We start from the raw sequence: 14,594 nt of genomic DNA on the forward strand, positions 1-14,594 counted from the left end.
ACATGCTTGTATGTACACCAAAGCGCTTCATACGCTCGAATACCCGCCTTCGATCATCATCAGCGCGCCATTGACCAGATCAGACGCGGGTGAGGCGAGGTAAAGCGCCATGTCGGCAATCTCAACCGGCTCGCCAAAACGACCCAAAGGTGTTGCCGCGATCAAGGGGCCGGACTTTTCGGGCGGGCTCCAGATCTCGCGGCCCATATCGGTCAAGACCACCGTCGGGCAGATCGCGTTGACTTGAATGTTGTAAGGGGCAAGCTCTGTCATCAGTGACTTTGTTAGGGCGTTTAAACCACCCTTGGACGATGCATAGGCCGCATGATCAGGCAGGGCGATAACCCCAGTCTGAGACGAGATATTGATTATCTTGCCCGCACCTGCTGCAACCATACCCGGTGCGACGCCCTTGGACAAAAGAAAAGGCGCGCGCAGGTTGATTGCCATGGTGCGGTCCCAATCTGCCGGATCGAAATCAAGGACCGGTCCAACCAAGGCGATGCCGGCCGAATTGACCAGAATATCAACAGTTTCATGTAGTACGTGCACCTCGGCGATCAGGGTATCGCATCCCTCAACCGTGGCAAGATCGGCCGGTATCGTGGCGCAGCCGGTTTCTGCGGCGAGCGCAGCCAGCCGCTCTACAGATTGTCCGGTTGAAATGACCTTGGCACCTGCCTGCGAGAAGACGCGCACAATTTCGGCCCCGATGCCGGACGATGCCCCGGTCACCAATGCGACCTTGCCCGCGATCGAAAACCTATCCTGCCACCTCATCGGCTACTCCAAGTTTGTGTGATTGCTGCGCATCACATCCGCACTCAGGCCCAGGTTGTCCCGCAGATGCAGGATGACAATCTCAAAAAACAGGAATTGCGCGGCCTCAAAAAGCGATCCCATCGGCAAAACGGATTGCCCGCCAGTCTGGTCGTTCGCCATGGTTTGGGCGTCCAGATGAACGATGTGATCGACGGAAAGCGGGGCCGATCCGCTCGGGGTCGCGGTGACGCACATCGTGGTCGCACCGGCCGCTGCGGCAACGCCGATCAGCCCATCGACGGTCGAAAACCCACCGGGACCGGCGCTGACAATCAGCAGGTCACCTGGGCCGACGGGCGGAGTTGTCATGTCACCCACAACATGGGCGTCCAATCCCAGATGAAACAGGCGCATCGCAAGGGACTTCATCATCAAACCTTCGCGCCCGACACCATACAAAGCGATCCGTTTCGCCGTCAGGATGGGTGCTGCCATGCTTTCGACCTGCTGCGGAATGGCGCGATCCAGCACAGCCTCAACTTCGGCAATGACGGACGCTGCTGTGGACTTTAGGGTCATAGCTCGGCCACCAAATCACTGGTTGTCAATGTCGGCATGACCGCTGCAATGGCCGCCTCGAACTGCCCAATGTCGTGCAACAGATCAAAAATCGTGTAGCGGCGGCGAATGAATGCGGCAGCCTGCATTGTGGTACGCAAATGGTCAGGCGAAACGCCAATTTGTTCGGCATAGGCCGGGGCACCAGCCTGTTGCAGCATCTCGGCCATTGTGTCGTGACGGTAGAGATGGGCGGCCAGTCGATCCCGAAGGGCCGGCCAGCCCTCACGTAGTGCCCGCAGTCGGGCAGCGTGGATATCTGGCGGCGCATGCTTCGCAGCAAGCTCCTCCTTAGCTTTCTCAGCAATTTTATGGTCTGCGATTACTTCCGAAAGGTGCGCCTCACGGGTCGCAAGATCAGGGGTTCTGTTCAGAACGCTGTCGATGTTGAGTAAACTCAGATCTTGCCCCAGCAACCAGTCAAAGAGGGCGAGGGACACAACGCAACCGACCGAAACCGCAGCACCATGACTAACCTTCTCCCCCTGATCGGTCAGCCCTTCCATCTCCCACATGTGCGCGATCTGGTGATCGGCTCCGGATGCGGGGCGGGAGCTGCCATGCGCCTCCATCGCGAACCCGACAGCCGTGAGGCCGGTAAACAGGCGCGCAACGCTGTCGCGGTCGCCGGATTTGACACCATCATGCCCGGCTAACCAACCGGCAAGATGATCCTGCACCATTGGCCAAGCGACGTCATCAATCGGCTCGACCCCCAGGGCGTCGGCCAAAATCCAATCGCCGCCCGCCGGAACTTTGCCCGCAAGATCGCCATACCCCCAGCCGTTCATCTCAGCAGGTGCGGCGGCAATGATGTCGAGGTCGGCGAGCATCGCAATCGGCGCGCGGGTCGGGATCGTGACCTTGAACCCGTTCTCCGCCAAGGGCGCACCGGCGCTGGTATAGCCATCCATTGAGGCCGCAGTCGCGACCGACACATAGCGGCGGTCTGTCCGGTAAGCGGCGTATTTGGCCAGATCGTTGATCACTCCCGATCCGACCGAGACCGGGAACAGATCGGGGTCATCGGCGAGCATCGCCCGAAACGACTCGGCCTCTTCGACGGAGGCCTTGGGCAAAGGATTGATCGGCAAGATGTGCGTTTGAACCGGGAACCCAGCGGCCTCGAGTGAGCGAACAACAGGGCGGCCAGCGGCTTCAAAACCCGTTTCATCGGCACAAATGAGAACGCGAGGCAGGGCGGTCATCCGCCGGACAAGCGCACCTGCTTGTGTCAATACACTTGCGCCCACCACAACTTCATCTGTCACCTCTGAGCGCGCGACGGCTGGTGCGATCAGACTGTCCATCTGGGAAGTCCATGTGGTCATGGGAAAATCCTCATTTCAGGGTGCGCCCGTTGGCGTCAAAATGATGCAACCGGTTCTTGCGGAACGTCATGTGAACAGGGTCCCCGGTGTTTAACGTGTCCTCGCCATCGGTCTTCACGACAATCTGCGTTTCGTTCGGGGTCATCACATAAAGGTAGCTCTCGCTACCCAGCTTCTCCTTCACGCGGATCGTGCCGGGGATCCCGTTGTCGCCAAGCTGAATGTGTTCTGGCCGGATGCCGACCTTGACCGCGTTGGCAGGCAGATCGCCTATTTCCTCCAAACCCTGACCAATTGGGAAGATGTTCATCGCAGGTGAACCGATGAACCCCGCAACAAACTCTGAGGCAGGGGTGTGGTAAAGATCCATGGGCGATCCGACCTGTTCAATCCGACCGGCGTTCAGCACAACAATTTGGTCGGCCATGGTCATCGCCTCAACCTGATCATGGGTTACGTAGATCATGGTCGCATCAAGTTCCTTGTGCAGCGCCTCAAGCTCAATGCGCATTTGCACCCTCAGTTTGGCGTCGAGATTGGAAAGTGGTTCGTCGAACAAAAAGACCTTCGGGTTCTTCACAATGGAGCGACCGATGGCGACCCGCTGACGTTGGCCACCAGACAGCTGCCCTGGCTTACGGTCGAGCAAGTCTGACAATTGCAGTATGCGGGCGGCCTCTTCTATTCGGGTCTTGCGTTCGGCCGGGGGAAGACCGTTGACCTTCATGCCAAATTCCATGTTCGCGCGCACCGTCATGTGCGGATAGAGCGCGTAGGACTGGAAGACCATCGATAGATCGCGGTCCGCGGGCTCCAAATCGGTGACGTCCTTGCCATCGATCATAATCGTCCCGTCGCTTACCGATTCGAGACCCGCAATCGTGCGCAACAGGGTGGACTTGCCGCAGCCTGACGGCCCGACAAAGACAACGAACGCGCCATCCGCCACCGAAAGGGATACGTCCTTCAATGCGTGCAAGGCACTGTAATATTTATTGATTTTTTCAAGTTTAACAGTGGCCAAGCCCACATTCCTTTTGTTCGGCCATCATCGACCCGGGTCAACGCTACGTCACTTTCTGTTTGACATACAGCATGATTTTACATTTGTATGCAGCACGAAGCAAAAGTATGTCAACCGCTTCTGAACAGGGAGGTCACCATGAAATTGAGGACATTAATGGCATCTACGGCACTGGCCGCGACGCTGGGGACGGGGGCGCTGGCTGATGATCACGGATGGAGCTTGAAGGACGCCGCTGCACCATATGCAGGGACGACTGTGGACGTTGTTTTCCTTTTGCGTCCTGGATATGAAGCCATCGAAGCCATGCTGCCGGCCTTCGAGGAAGAGACTGGCATCAAGGTCAACATCATAAAGCATCCATATGAGAACGCATTGGGCGAACAGGTTCGTGACTTCGTCGCGGGTGGAGACCTCGATGTCGCCCTGATCGACCTCGTCTGGATTGGCAATTTCGCGGAAAACGACTGGATCCTGCCTTTGGCGGATGTACAGGCAAAGTTTCCTGACGCCGTTGATCCCGATTTGGATATCGACGACTTTTTCCCACTTGTCTTGAACGCCTTCGGCGGCTGGAATGACACCATTTACGGCTTGCCCGTCGACAACTACTCCGGTCTGCTGTTCTACAACCGCTGCATGCTGGAAGAAGCCGGCTTTGACGGGCCGCCAGAAACATGGGCAGACTTGAAAGACGTATATGGTCCAGCCCTGACCGGGGACGGCAAATACGCCTACGCCTTGCAGTCCAAGCGGAACGAAACACAATCGGCCGATAGTTTCGCGCGCATGATCTGGCCCTTTGGCGGGTCTTTCCTAGATGCCGACTTCAAATCCAACCTGCTGAGCGAAGAAAGCCAAACCGGGCTGCAGTTCCGCCAAGACATGATGCAATACATGCCCGACGGAATCGTCGCATATGACCACGCTGAAACCGTGAACGGTTTTGCGCAAGGGGATATCGCGATGATTACTGAGTGGTCGGCATTCTACTCTACCGTCGTGTCACCTGACACATCTGCGGTCGCAGATTGCGTTGAGATCGCACCGGAGCCAACTGGTCCTGCGGGCCGCAAGCCTGCCCTTGGCGGGTTTTCCATGGCTGTCGCCAGCCAGGCAGATGAGGCCGAACAAGCGGCGGCATACCTGTTCATACAATGGGCTACGTCCAAAGCAAACGCACGCGAATACCTTGAGCGCGGCGGCGTGCCCGCCCGGCAGTCGGTCTATCTGGAAAATGGCCTTGAAGACTTCAAGTTCGTGCCGGCGCTGGTCGAAAGTTGGCAGGACGGCGTGCCCGAATTCCGCCCCCGTTTTGCTGAATGGCCCGAAATCACTGAGATCGTGCAAGAGTGGGGCACCAAAATGATGCTCGGTGAAGTCAGCACCGAGGAAGGTGCAAAAGAAATCGGTGATCGGATGGAAGCTGTATTGGAGGAAGCAGGCTACTATTCCGGTGAAAAGCCACTCGCACAATAAGCGAGAGCCATTCAAACTGTCCGGGGCCGTGTTGCGCGGCCCTGGACGCAACGTGTCAGGCCGGGAGGGGCACCCATGCGCGATAAAGTTTCGCGACGGACAATCTTTGTATTCATTGGGCCTGCCGTCGTGGCACTTGCCGCTATTGGCATCGTACCGTTGCTTTACGCCGTCTGGACATCGCTGCACTTCTTCAACTTGACCAAGCTGAAGAAGGTCAAGTTCATCGGCCTGGAGAACTACTGGGAAGTGCTCACGGATCAGGTTTTCTGGCAAGCCACGGGGCGGACATTCTTCCTCTTGGGCACCGCACTTCCCCTCCAGATTGGGCTTGGGATGGTGATCGCGTTGGTGCTCCACCAACCAGGTCTGACCCTGCTGAAAACACTGGCCCGGCTCAGTCTCGTTTTGCCCATGGCGACCACCTACGCGGTTGTGGGCCTGCTGGGCCAGGTCATGTTCAACCAGAAATTCGGGGTCGTGAACCAACTGATGGGTGGGGCCAATATCAACTGGATTGGTGATAGCACAAACGCCTTCGCCATGATTATATTCTGGGATGTCTGGCAATGGACGCCCTTCGTGGCGCTTGTCCTCCTGGCTGGCTTGTCGATGGTACCCGAAGAGGTTGAAGAGGCCGCGCGGCTCGAAACCAAAAGCCGCTGGACCGTGCTGCGGTACGTGCAATTGCCCTTCCTGTTACCCGGGCTCGTTGCCGTGTTGATCCTGCGCACGGCAGATACGCTGAAACTGTTCGATATGGTGTTCACGCTGACACGCGGCGGACCTGGGGCCTCGACCGAGTTCATCTCACTGATGATCCAACGCGTTGGCTTTCGCGGCTTTGATCAGGGCTTGGCGTCTGCACAAGCTATCATTCTGCTGATAATCACAATCGTTCTGGCGCAGATCTATATCCGCGTATTCTACAAGGAGGTTTGAGATGGCAGCCCGCGCACAAGGACCGTTCTGGGGGCGGATCATCGTGCTCTGTCTCATCCTGTTGATCTGTGTGTTTCCATTCTACTGGATGGTCACGACCTCACTGAAGACCCACATTGTCGCACTCCAAGCGCCACCCGCCTGGATTTTCGAACCGACGCTCGACAATTACCGCGAGGCCCTGTTTGAGGACGGCGTGCTCCGCACACTTATCAATTCTCTGGTGATCGCAATCTGCACAACCTTGCTGGCGGTAATCTTGGGTGTCCCCGCAGCCTTTGCGCTCGCGCGGTTTGAGTTTCGAGGTAAAAAGGATTTGTGGTTTTGGTTCATCACCAACCGAATGGTGTCACCCATTGTGCTTGCACTGCCTTTCTTCCTGATTGCACGCAATCTTGGCATGCTCGACAAACACATCACGCTGATCTTGATCTATTTGACCTTTAATCTGCCCATCGTGATTTGGATTGTCACCGACCAATTCCGCGGTATTCCCTACGACCTTGATGAAGCTGCTCGGCTTGAGGGGGCCTCCCAGTTCACCATCATGACAAAGATCTGCTTGCCGCTCGCCATGCCCGGGGTCGCAGTGTCGTCGATCTTTGCGTTCATCTTCTCGTGGAATGAACTGATGTTCGGCCTGATACTAACCCGGTCCGAGGCGAAGACCGCTCCCGCCATGGCAGTCAGCTTCATGGAAGGCTACAATCTGCCTTACGGGAAGATCATGGCGACCTCGACATTGATCGTCATTCCGGTCTTGATCTTTGCCTTGCTGGCGTCAAAACAGCTCGTGCGCGGCTTAACCATGGGGGCCGTCAAGTAAGGATCATCGAAGATGTCGCGCCAATCAAAGACTGAAATTCTCGACGCGAATGAGCAGCTTCTTGTCCGTCTGGCCTGGGCCTGCGAGGTGCAGGGCATGACCCAAGCGCAGGCGGCCGCGCAGTTCGGCGTGACGCGCCTGCGGGTCAATAAATCACTCGCCGAGGCGCGGGAACGCGGCATTGTGCGGGTGACGATCAACTCCTCCTTTGGTCCCTGTATCGAGCTTGAGGAGCAATTGCGAGATCGCTTTGGTTTGCACACCGCGACAGTCGCCCCGGTGGGCGGCGAAGACTTCAAGCTTTACACCGTGTTGGGAGCGGCCCTGGGCCAGTTCCTCAATCGCCTTCTGGAATACCCAGAGATTAAGCTGTTCGGCATGTCATGGGGCAACACCCTGAACATGGCGACCCGGTATATGGAGCCGATGAACCGTCCAGACCTAGAGATCACGTCAGTGATGGGTGGGCTTACCAAAGGATCGGACGTCAACAGCTACGAAATCACAACCCGCTTGGCAGATCTGTGCAACGCACAACACAGCTATTTCACCGCACCAGTATATGCCTCCAGCATGGCCTCACGCGAAATCCTGGAGCAGCAACAGGAATTTAAGGGGTCGATCGAAAAGATCCGCGCGGCCGATGGCTTGGCCCTCGCCGCGGGCGACATGAAGAACTCGCTTTTGTTGGCAGACGGGCTGCCTCAGGATATCAAAACCAGTGATCTGGTGCAGGCGGGCGCCGTAGGCGACATCATGGGGTATTTTCTGCGTGCAGATGGCGGCTTGATTGATCATGAAATCAACGACCGCGTTCTTGGGATCAAGCTGGAGGATCTGGATGATCTGTCAAACGTGATTGTGGCCGCTGGCGGCGCGGAAAAAGTGCCGATCATGCGCGCCATATTGCTGCGCAATTGCGTGGATCACCTTGTGACGGACGAGCATACGGCGCGTGGTCTGCTCGCGGCATCGGCATGATCTTCGCGGGTATAGACCTCGGCACATCAGGCATAAAGATCGCGCTGGTGGATGAGGAAGGCGTCTGTCTGGCGTCCGCCGCGCGGCCATCACCGGTTGATATCCCCCACGTCGGCTGGAGCCAGCAGGAGCCGGACCAATGGTGGCGCCTAAGTCGCGACATTTTTGATGAACTGGCCGCGGCCCACCCGGCCTTGATGAGCCAACTCAAGGGTATCTCGTTGTCGGGTCATATGCTGGGGCCTGTTCTGCTGGACAAGGCGAAGCGGCCCACAACGCCTTGCATTCTGTGGAACGACCAGCGCTCCATTCTGGAATGTGCGGAGTTGCTGGCGAAAGTGCCAGACATCGGCTGGCGCACCAACGGTCAGCCCGACCCCGGCCTGGGCGCGCCGAAGCTGCTATGGCTGGCAAAACATAGGTCTGCGGATTTTGAGGCTGCAGATATCTTGATGCTGCCCAAAGATTACGTCGTGCTGCAGCTGACGGGCGAAACAACCACGGAGCACAGCGATGCGTCAGGAACGATGCTTCTGGATTGTGCCACCTGCGATTGGGATGACGAATTGCTTGCCGCCGCAGGCTGGGACCGCGCCCGCCTACCGCCACTTTTGCAGTCCTGCGACGTGGCTGGGCAGCTAAAACCGGAACTGTGCAATCGCTGGAAAACGCCGAGTGTCGTTTTAGTCGCGGCTGGCAGCGGAGACAACTATGCGGCGGCACTTGGTGTGGGCGCAGCGGTGTCCGGGCGTGCGGCGCTCAGCATCGGAACATCGGGTGTCTTATGCGCGGCAGACGACGTCTTTCACCCGGCACCCGAGCAAGCCATCCTGACAACCCCCCATGCGGCACCGGGCTTGTTCTTGTCGATGGGGGTGGTGATGTCGGCTGCGCAATCGCTCGACTGGTTGAGCCGCCTGACATCCGTGTCAGCCCCCGATTTGGCCGCAATGGCCAAAACTCGAGCGGTAAAGGGGATTGCGGATCTGCCGATATCGCGTCCGTCGGTCACCGGTGTGCGCACGCCAGATAACAGGCCTGACGCGCAGGCCTTTCTGGGCGGGTTGACAGCGGGGCACGAAGCGTCAGACGTGGCCTATGCGATCCTTGAGGGCGTGGCGATGCAATTCTACGCGGCCTACACGGCCCAAAAGGCGGCTGACGTCCCGATTGACACCCTCACCGCCGTTGGGGGCGGTACGCGCTCAGTCTTTTGGGTCTCGTTGATCGCGACGCTCTTCGACACAGAGATCAGCATCCCCAAACAAGGCGATATCTCCGCCTGTCTCGGGGCCGCCCGCATGGCGCAAGCCGCAGTTGATCCCGCTGAGCGCGATGCGATCTTGTCACGAAAGAACGAAACCAAGGCCATCGCACCTCCGATAGCTTCCCTTCGAGAGCAACTCTTTGAAAGGTATCAACAGCACCGTTCATTGCCATTTTCGGTGGTCTGATGTGTTCGCTCTGCTGATACTCGTTGCTGGCAAACTTTTTTGACTAGCGCCTAAATCACTTCGTCCATGTCGGTTGCGCGCCGCTTTCTAAGTATGTTTGCAGCGTTGTGTTCACTTCGAGTTAAGATGCGCCATCCGGTGCCGTGGTCGCGATTGAATGAAAGCGGTCAATCGAGCAATTTCGTCGAACGGCGGCAAAGTCCGCGAAGCAGCCGAATCCTTTCAAGGGACCATACATTCTCCCGCCCTGCAGCTGCCGTTCGTGCGGATCACAGCGATTGGCAGGGGAGAGCCCACTTCTCCAAATGCTGCAGCGATAACGAATGTCTTAAATCGATGATCGGGTAGTTTATCGCTCCTACACGGTAAACCACCTTATTGACCAATATGTAGATAGGACGAAGACCTATCCCAATACCACTTTTGGGAAGTAGAACGATACTGTCCAGTTTGGCATGTCCACGATTTCGCTGATCCTCAGATCGCCGCAGACGGAGCAAAGCATATATGCGTCCAGCGCTGGCATGCCCGTTTCTGTTGAAACAAGATCGACCATCGCCGACACTGCATCTCGTGCGCTTTTCATCAGATCTTCTCCGATACCGGTGGTCGCCCAATAGCCTTGGGTGTCGAAATGGCGCGAGACGGGGCCTAGTGTTTCAAATCGAGGAAACGGAATGTTGGCGCCTTTCAACAGATCGACCTTTATTGCCACATCCATTGGGCTTTCAATTGCCGTGCCGCAAATCTCTCCGTCGCCCTGCGCTGCGTGGGTGTCACCAAGTGAAAGCAGCCCTCCTGCAACTTCGACCGGCAGATAGAGTGTTGTGCCAACGGAGTTATCGCGGATGTCGAGGTTACCGCCGACCCTGCGTGGTGGAACAACGGAGTGGGATCCGGATTCTGCTAGAGCCAGCCCAATGGTGCCAACAAAAGGCTTTAGCGGCACTTTGCCCCCAGGTCCGTAAAGGGCAGGTTCCATCGCCGCAGGATTATACTTCCAGATATGCAGGGCTGGATCGGTGAATTGATCAGCCAACAGACCAAAGCCGGGGATATTCGCCGTCCACCCCCAGCCCGACGGCTTGAAGTCAAGAAAGGTGATTGCAACCGCGTCTCCTGGTTCTGCACCTTCGACGAATATCGGGCCGGTGACCGGGTTAACGTGATCAAAGGACAGCTTTGCCAAATCATCCAAGGTCGAGCCGGGACCGAGTTGACCGCCGGAGGCATCGATGGTTTCGACCTCAATCGTTTGCCCCGGAGAGACGCTCAGAACAGGATCTATCGAGTTATCCCAGCCAAAGTGGTGGGCATGTTTGTGGATCGTGTGATTACAAGCCATACGGCCCTCTCAGTTTTTTAGGATCAGGTCCTCGATTTCACGGTCGCCCATTATGCCGCCGGGGCGCAAGGCCATCGTCAATACGATTACTGCCCCCAACGCGACCCCGGACAGGCCCAGAACTTCTGGCAAGTTAACCCCCAGGACTTCCGGCCCGGTTTCCAGCCAGCGCACCCATTCGAGACCGAAGGATATCAGGAACGTTCCCAGCACAGCACCGGTCACGGTGCGCATCCCGCCCAATATCAGCATAGCGAGCGTCAGGAACACGTGATTGAAATAGAACGGCCGTGCGCTGATTGTTCCAAGAAAATAGGCATAGGCGATACCAGCGACCGCCAGCAACACCCCAGACAGCACCCAGGCGATCAATCGAAATCGGAAAAAGTTGACACCCATCGAAGCGGCGCCGACCTCATCGTCGGCAGAGGCGCGCAAGGCGATCCCCCAACGGCTTTCTCGAAAACCTCGCACAACAAAGACCATCCCGACGGCAAGGATCACAGCAGAGGTCAGTGTGAACACCTGTGGAATACCAAAGAACGCCTGATTGCCCTTAAAGATGTCTGTGCGATACAGGAAAAACGAATGCACGATGACAAGCACAGCCAGAGAAACGATCGTTGCGCCGATCCCCGATAGCCTGACGATGAATAGCCCCGTCAGAATGGCAAAGGTCCCCGTCAGCGCGATCGCGATCAGCGCCGATGTAGTCGGGTCCAGCTCAAAAGCACTCAGCCCCCAAGGTGCATCTGGAAGCGATATGCCCTTCATCGCAACGGGCGTGACACAGATTGCCGCGACATATGCACCAATGCCCATAAACGCGGAATGGCTGAGGTTGGTGATCCGGGCGTTGCCCATAAAGACCTGCAAAGCGAGCACAACCATCAGATTGACATAGGCCCCATAAACAATGCGCAATTGATACCGAGACCCGAAATAGCTTGCAGCAAGCCCTATCCCGATCAGGATCATCGCGAGGATCCCCGCACCGACTATTCCTCGTTTTTGGCTACGCGACAGGGTCAATGCTTATCCCCCTTTTCGCTGCGTGGGGTAAGAATGCCCTCGGGGCGCCAAATCAGCAGCAGTGCAATAATGCCAAATACGAAGGCGTCCGTCATGCCCCCCAGGGACTGTGGCAACATGACTAGCATCGTCACCTCGATTGCCCCCAGAAGAAATCCGCCTAGAACGGCGCCGGGCAGGCTGCCAAATCCGCCAACGACGCATGCGACAAAGGCCTTGAGAACGGGGTCGAACCCTAAATGCGGATCAACAGAACCGCGCCGCGCCATTATGAAGACGCAGGCAATACCGGCAAGCAGCCCGGAAATCATGAAGGCCGCTGCAAATACTCGGTTGGCCCGTATGCCAGTCAGTCGGACCATCTCAAAATCCAGCGCCGCTGCACGCATTGCCAGACCCAGAACTGTGCGGCGCAAAAACACCATCATTCCGATAATGACGACAATGGTCGTGAGTGTTTCGAAAAGCTGCAGAGATGAAATGCGAAGACCGCCGAGGTCAATCGGCCATTCTAAAAAGTAAAGCGATGTCACCGCGATAGGTCGGGGGGACACAAGAAGCAGAAACAGATTTTGCAGCACAATGGACACGCCAAACGCCGTCAGCAGACCCGTCGTCGGATCAGCATAGCGTACGGGTCTGAAGGCCACCCGTTCCAGCGTAACAGAGGCGAGCGTCGCCGCAATAATTGCCGCGCCAACCACAATCAGAGGATTGTTCAATGCAAGGGCTGCCATCGCAACCATTGTGTACCCACCGACCGCAATGATCTCGCCATGCGCAAAATTCACCAGCCCCATTATCGAAAAGACGATAGCAAGCCCCAAGGCCAAAAGCGCATACTCGGCCCCAAAAGACAGCGCATTCATGATCTGTTGTGCGACGTATTCCATCAGGTCAGCCCCGTCAGTTCCGCCATCAGGGCGTCGTTGGTTCCAAGCGTTTCAGCCGTGCCCTCTGCGACGATGCGACCATTGTTCAGAAGATAGACATAGTCTGACAGGCGCAGGGCTTGGGTCGCGTTTTGTTCGACCAGCAAAATGGTCATGCCCTTTTCTTTCAGCGCCCCAATCATGGTGAAAATCTGAGTGACGATTTTGGGGGCCAATCCAAGGCTGGGTTCATCCAGAAGTAAAATGCGCGGGTTCGCCATCAAGGCCCGCGCAATCGCAAGCATTTGCTGTTCTCCGCCCGACAGTGTCCCCGCAAGCTGATTGCGACGTTCACCGAGAATTGGGAAGGTGTCGAACCATTCCGCGATACGATCTGCCAGGTCATTCTTTTGTTGCGCGCCGCCCAGTCGCAGATTTTCCTCGACACTCAGATTGGCGAATACGCGTCTGCCTTCTGGTGACACGGCAATCCCTTTGCGCATACGAGATTCTACTGGAAGGGGTGTCAGGTCGACGCCAGACAGCGCGATGGACCCGGTTGCTTTTGCAATTCCTGTTATTGCCGAAATCGTTGATGTCTTGCCGGCGCCGTTGGGTCCAAGCAACGCAACGCACTGACCTTCCGCCACAGCAAATGATATGCCGTGCACCGCCTCAATTGGCCCGTGGAACACCTCCAGATTTTCAACGTCGAGCATGTACAGGCCTTTGGAAAGAGGCAGGGCCATAGCTGGCCCTGCCGATTCTGATCAATTCCAATCAGTCGGTGTGTTGGACGGAATTTCATTTGAAATCAAAACCCGTTTCCCATTTTCGAAACCGATCACCGGAATGGTCCGCTGCGCATAGGTATTCGTGTCCTTGAACGAAATACTCTCGACCGTGAGGACGGGAATGCTGTCTGCATTGCGCAGGGTGTCAGCAATGGTAGCCGGATCGGTGCTGCCCGATTGTTCAATCGCCCAGGCGACGGCAGCTACGGTGTCAGCACCTGTGGCAGGGAACAGGCCCGGGACGTCGATGCCCATTTCCTTGCATTCAGCCATGAATTTTACCACGGCCCCTTCCGCATGGCTGGGTGCCAGTGTTGCAAAGAACACCTTATCAAGGATGGACGGGTCGTCTGAACCCACCGCATCCAGCGATGGATCGTCGAACCCGTCCGAACCAATCACATAGGCCTCAATTCCTGCGCTCTTCAACTGACGGACAAGCACCGCGATGTCGGGCATGATGGATGAGATATAGACCCCGTCAATCTCCTCGCCCAAGGCTTTCATTTCCGCGATTTGCGGGGACCAGTCCGACGTACCGAATGAGAAGTTCATCTTTGCCAGAACCTTGCCACCGCCCGCTTCAACCACGTCGCCAAACCAAAGCGGCGTACGGGCGGACCAGGAACCGCCTTCGTCCGAGGTCATCAACACAACGTTTTTGACCCCGAGGCTGAGCGCATGATTGGCAGCCGCCGTGGCGGTAAAGGGGTCCGGCGATACCCCGGTAAAGAAGTTGTCCACGATGCCCGCATGCATTTCCACCTGCGTAGATTGCGGCTGGAAGATGGACACACCGTAAGGTTTGGCCACTTGCGCAACCGGGATCATCGTATCGGAAAACGGAATGGTGCCCAGCATCACCGCGCCTTCGTCCAGGAACTTCTGTGCCAAACTGATTGCCGTTTGTGTGTCGGCCGCCGAATCCTGAACCAGCACTTCAATCATCTTGCCATCAACGCCGCCTTTGGCATTAATTTTCTCTGCCATGCAGCGGGCACCCTGCCATTCGGCATATGGCGCATAATCTCCGGTCATTGGAACACCAAGACCGATCTTGATAGTATCTTCAGCCAACGCTGGTGCGGCCAGAGATAAACAAGCCAATGCGATTAACGTCTTTTTCATCTTTCT

14 protein-coding genes are annotated in these 14,594 nt (G+C 56.9%); 5 read left to right on the top strand and 9 right to left on the bottom strand.

Annotated elements, in window-relative coordinates; genetic code table 11:
- Positions 1-27: 27 nt before the first annotated feature.
- The 4 genes from AB1E33_RS26890 to AB1E33_RS26905 are packed head-to-tail and all read right to left on the bottom strand — an operon-like array spanning position 28 to position 3,735.
- The gene (locus AB1E33_RS26890) at positions 28-780 is read right to left on the bottom strand and encodes an SDR family NAD(P)-dependent oxidoreductase (protein WP_372580301.1); all 753 of its coding nucleotides are present in this window, start codon (positions 778-780) and stop codon (positions 28-30) included.
- 3 nt (positions 781-783) lie between these two features.
- Positions 784-1,341 (bottom strand): phosphoheptose isomerase family protein, encoded by a 558-nt coding sequence (locus AB1E33_RS26895; protein ID WP_372580302.1) that lies wholly within the window; start codon positions 1,339-1,341, stop codon positions 784-786.
- Positions 1,338-2,711, bottom strand: a complete 1,374-nt coding sequence (locus AB1E33_RS26900) for a sn-glycerol-1-phosphate dehydrogenase (RefSeq protein WP_372580303.1) — start codon at positions 2,709-2,711, stop codon at positions 1,338-1,340. The genes AB1E33_RS26895 and AB1E33_RS26900 overlap by 4 nt, the downstream gene beginning before the upstream one ends.
- A gap of 10 nt (positions 2,712-2,721) precedes the next feature.
- On the bottom strand, positions 2,722-3,735 hold the full coding sequence (locus AB1E33_RS26905; RefSeq protein ID WP_372580351.1) for an ABC transporter ATP-binding protein: 1,014 nt from the start codon (positions 3,733-3,735) through the stop codon (positions 2,722-2,724).
- A 138-nt stretch (positions 3,736-3,873) separates the two neighbouring features.
- On the opposite strand from AB1E33_RS26905, the gene AB1E33_RS26910 reads away from it, so the two are divergent.
- From AB1E33_RS26910 to xylB, 5 genes are all read left to right on the top strand, one after another.
- Positions 3,874-5,214 carry an ABC transporter substrate-binding protein gene (locus AB1E33_RS26910; RefSeq protein WP_372580304.1) on the top strand — a complete coding sequence of 447 codons (1,341 nt, stop codon included), beginning with the start codon at positions 3,874-3,876 and terminating at the stop codon, positions 5,212-5,214.
- A 75-nt stretch (positions 5,215-5,289) separates the two neighbouring features.
- Positions 5,290-6,156 (top strand): carbohydrate ABC transporter permease, encoded by an 867-nt coding sequence (locus AB1E33_RS26915; protein ID WP_372580305.1) that lies wholly within the window; start codon positions 5,290-5,292, stop codon positions 6,154-6,156.
- A 1-nt stretch (position 6,157) separates the two neighbouring features.
- Complete coding sequence (locus AB1E33_RS26920) at positions 6,158-6,982, top strand: carbohydrate ABC transporter permease (protein ID WP_372580306.1); 825 nt, start codon at positions 6,158-6,160, stop codon at positions 6,980-6,982.
- A 12-nt stretch (positions 6,983-6,994) separates the two neighbouring features.
- Positions 6,995-7,963, top strand: coding sequence for a sugar-binding transcriptional regulator (locus AB1E33_RS26925; RefSeq protein ID WP_372580307.1), 969 nt, complete (start codon positions 6,995-6,997; stop codon positions 7,961-7,963).
- Entirely contained in the window at positions 7,960-9,417 is a 1,458-nt protein-coding gene (gene xylB, locus AB1E33_RS26930; RefSeq protein ID WP_372580308.1) for a xylulokinase, read from the top strand. The genes AB1E33_RS26925 and xylB overlap by 4 nt, the downstream gene beginning before the upstream one ends.
- 406 nt (positions 9,418-9,823) lie before the next feature.
- Here xylB and AB1E33_RS26935 read toward each other — a convergent pair whose 3' ends face one another.
- The 5 genes from AB1E33_RS26935 to AB1E33_RS26955 are packed head-to-tail and all read right to left on the bottom strand — an operon-like array spanning position 9,824 to position 14,588.
- Complete coding sequence (locus tag AB1E33_RS26935) at positions 9,824-10,762, bottom strand: acetamidase/formamidase family protein (protein ID WP_372580309.1); 939 nt, start codon at positions 10,760-10,762, stop codon at positions 9,824-9,826.
- A 9-nt stretch (positions 10,763-10,771) separates the two neighbouring features.
- Entirely contained in the window at positions 10,772-11,794 is a 1,023-nt protein-coding gene (locus AB1E33_RS26940; protein WP_372580310.1) for a branched-chain amino acid ABC transporter permease, read from the bottom strand.
- Positions 11,791-12,687: a branched-chain amino acid ABC transporter permease gene (locus AB1E33_RS26945; protein ID WP_372580311.1), complete on the bottom strand. Its 897-nt coding sequence runs from the start codon at positions 12,685-12,687 to the stop codon at positions 11,791-11,793. The genes AB1E33_RS26940 and AB1E33_RS26945 overlap by 4 nt, the downstream gene beginning before the upstream one ends.
- Positions 12,687-13,385, bottom strand: a complete 699-nt coding sequence (locus AB1E33_RS26950) for an ABC transporter ATP-binding protein (RefSeq protein WP_372580352.1) — start codon at positions 13,383-13,385, stop codon at positions 12,687-12,689. The genes AB1E33_RS26945 and AB1E33_RS26950 overlap by 1 nt, the downstream gene beginning before the upstream one ends.
- Before the next feature lie 51 nt (positions 13,386-13,436).
- Complete coding sequence (locus tag AB1E33_RS26955; RefSeq protein WP_372580312.1) at positions 13,437-14,588, bottom strand: ABC transporter substrate-binding protein; 1,152 nt, start codon at positions 14,586-14,588, stop codon at positions 13,437-13,439.
- Positions 14,589-14,594 lie beyond the last annotated feature (6 nt).

The sequence above is a fragment of the Ruegeria hyattellae genome, from assembly GCF_041537925.1.
In the GTDB taxonomy this organism is placed as follows: domain Bacteria; phylum Pseudomonadota; class Alphaproteobacteria; order Rhodobacterales; family Rhodobacteraceae; genus Ruegeria_C.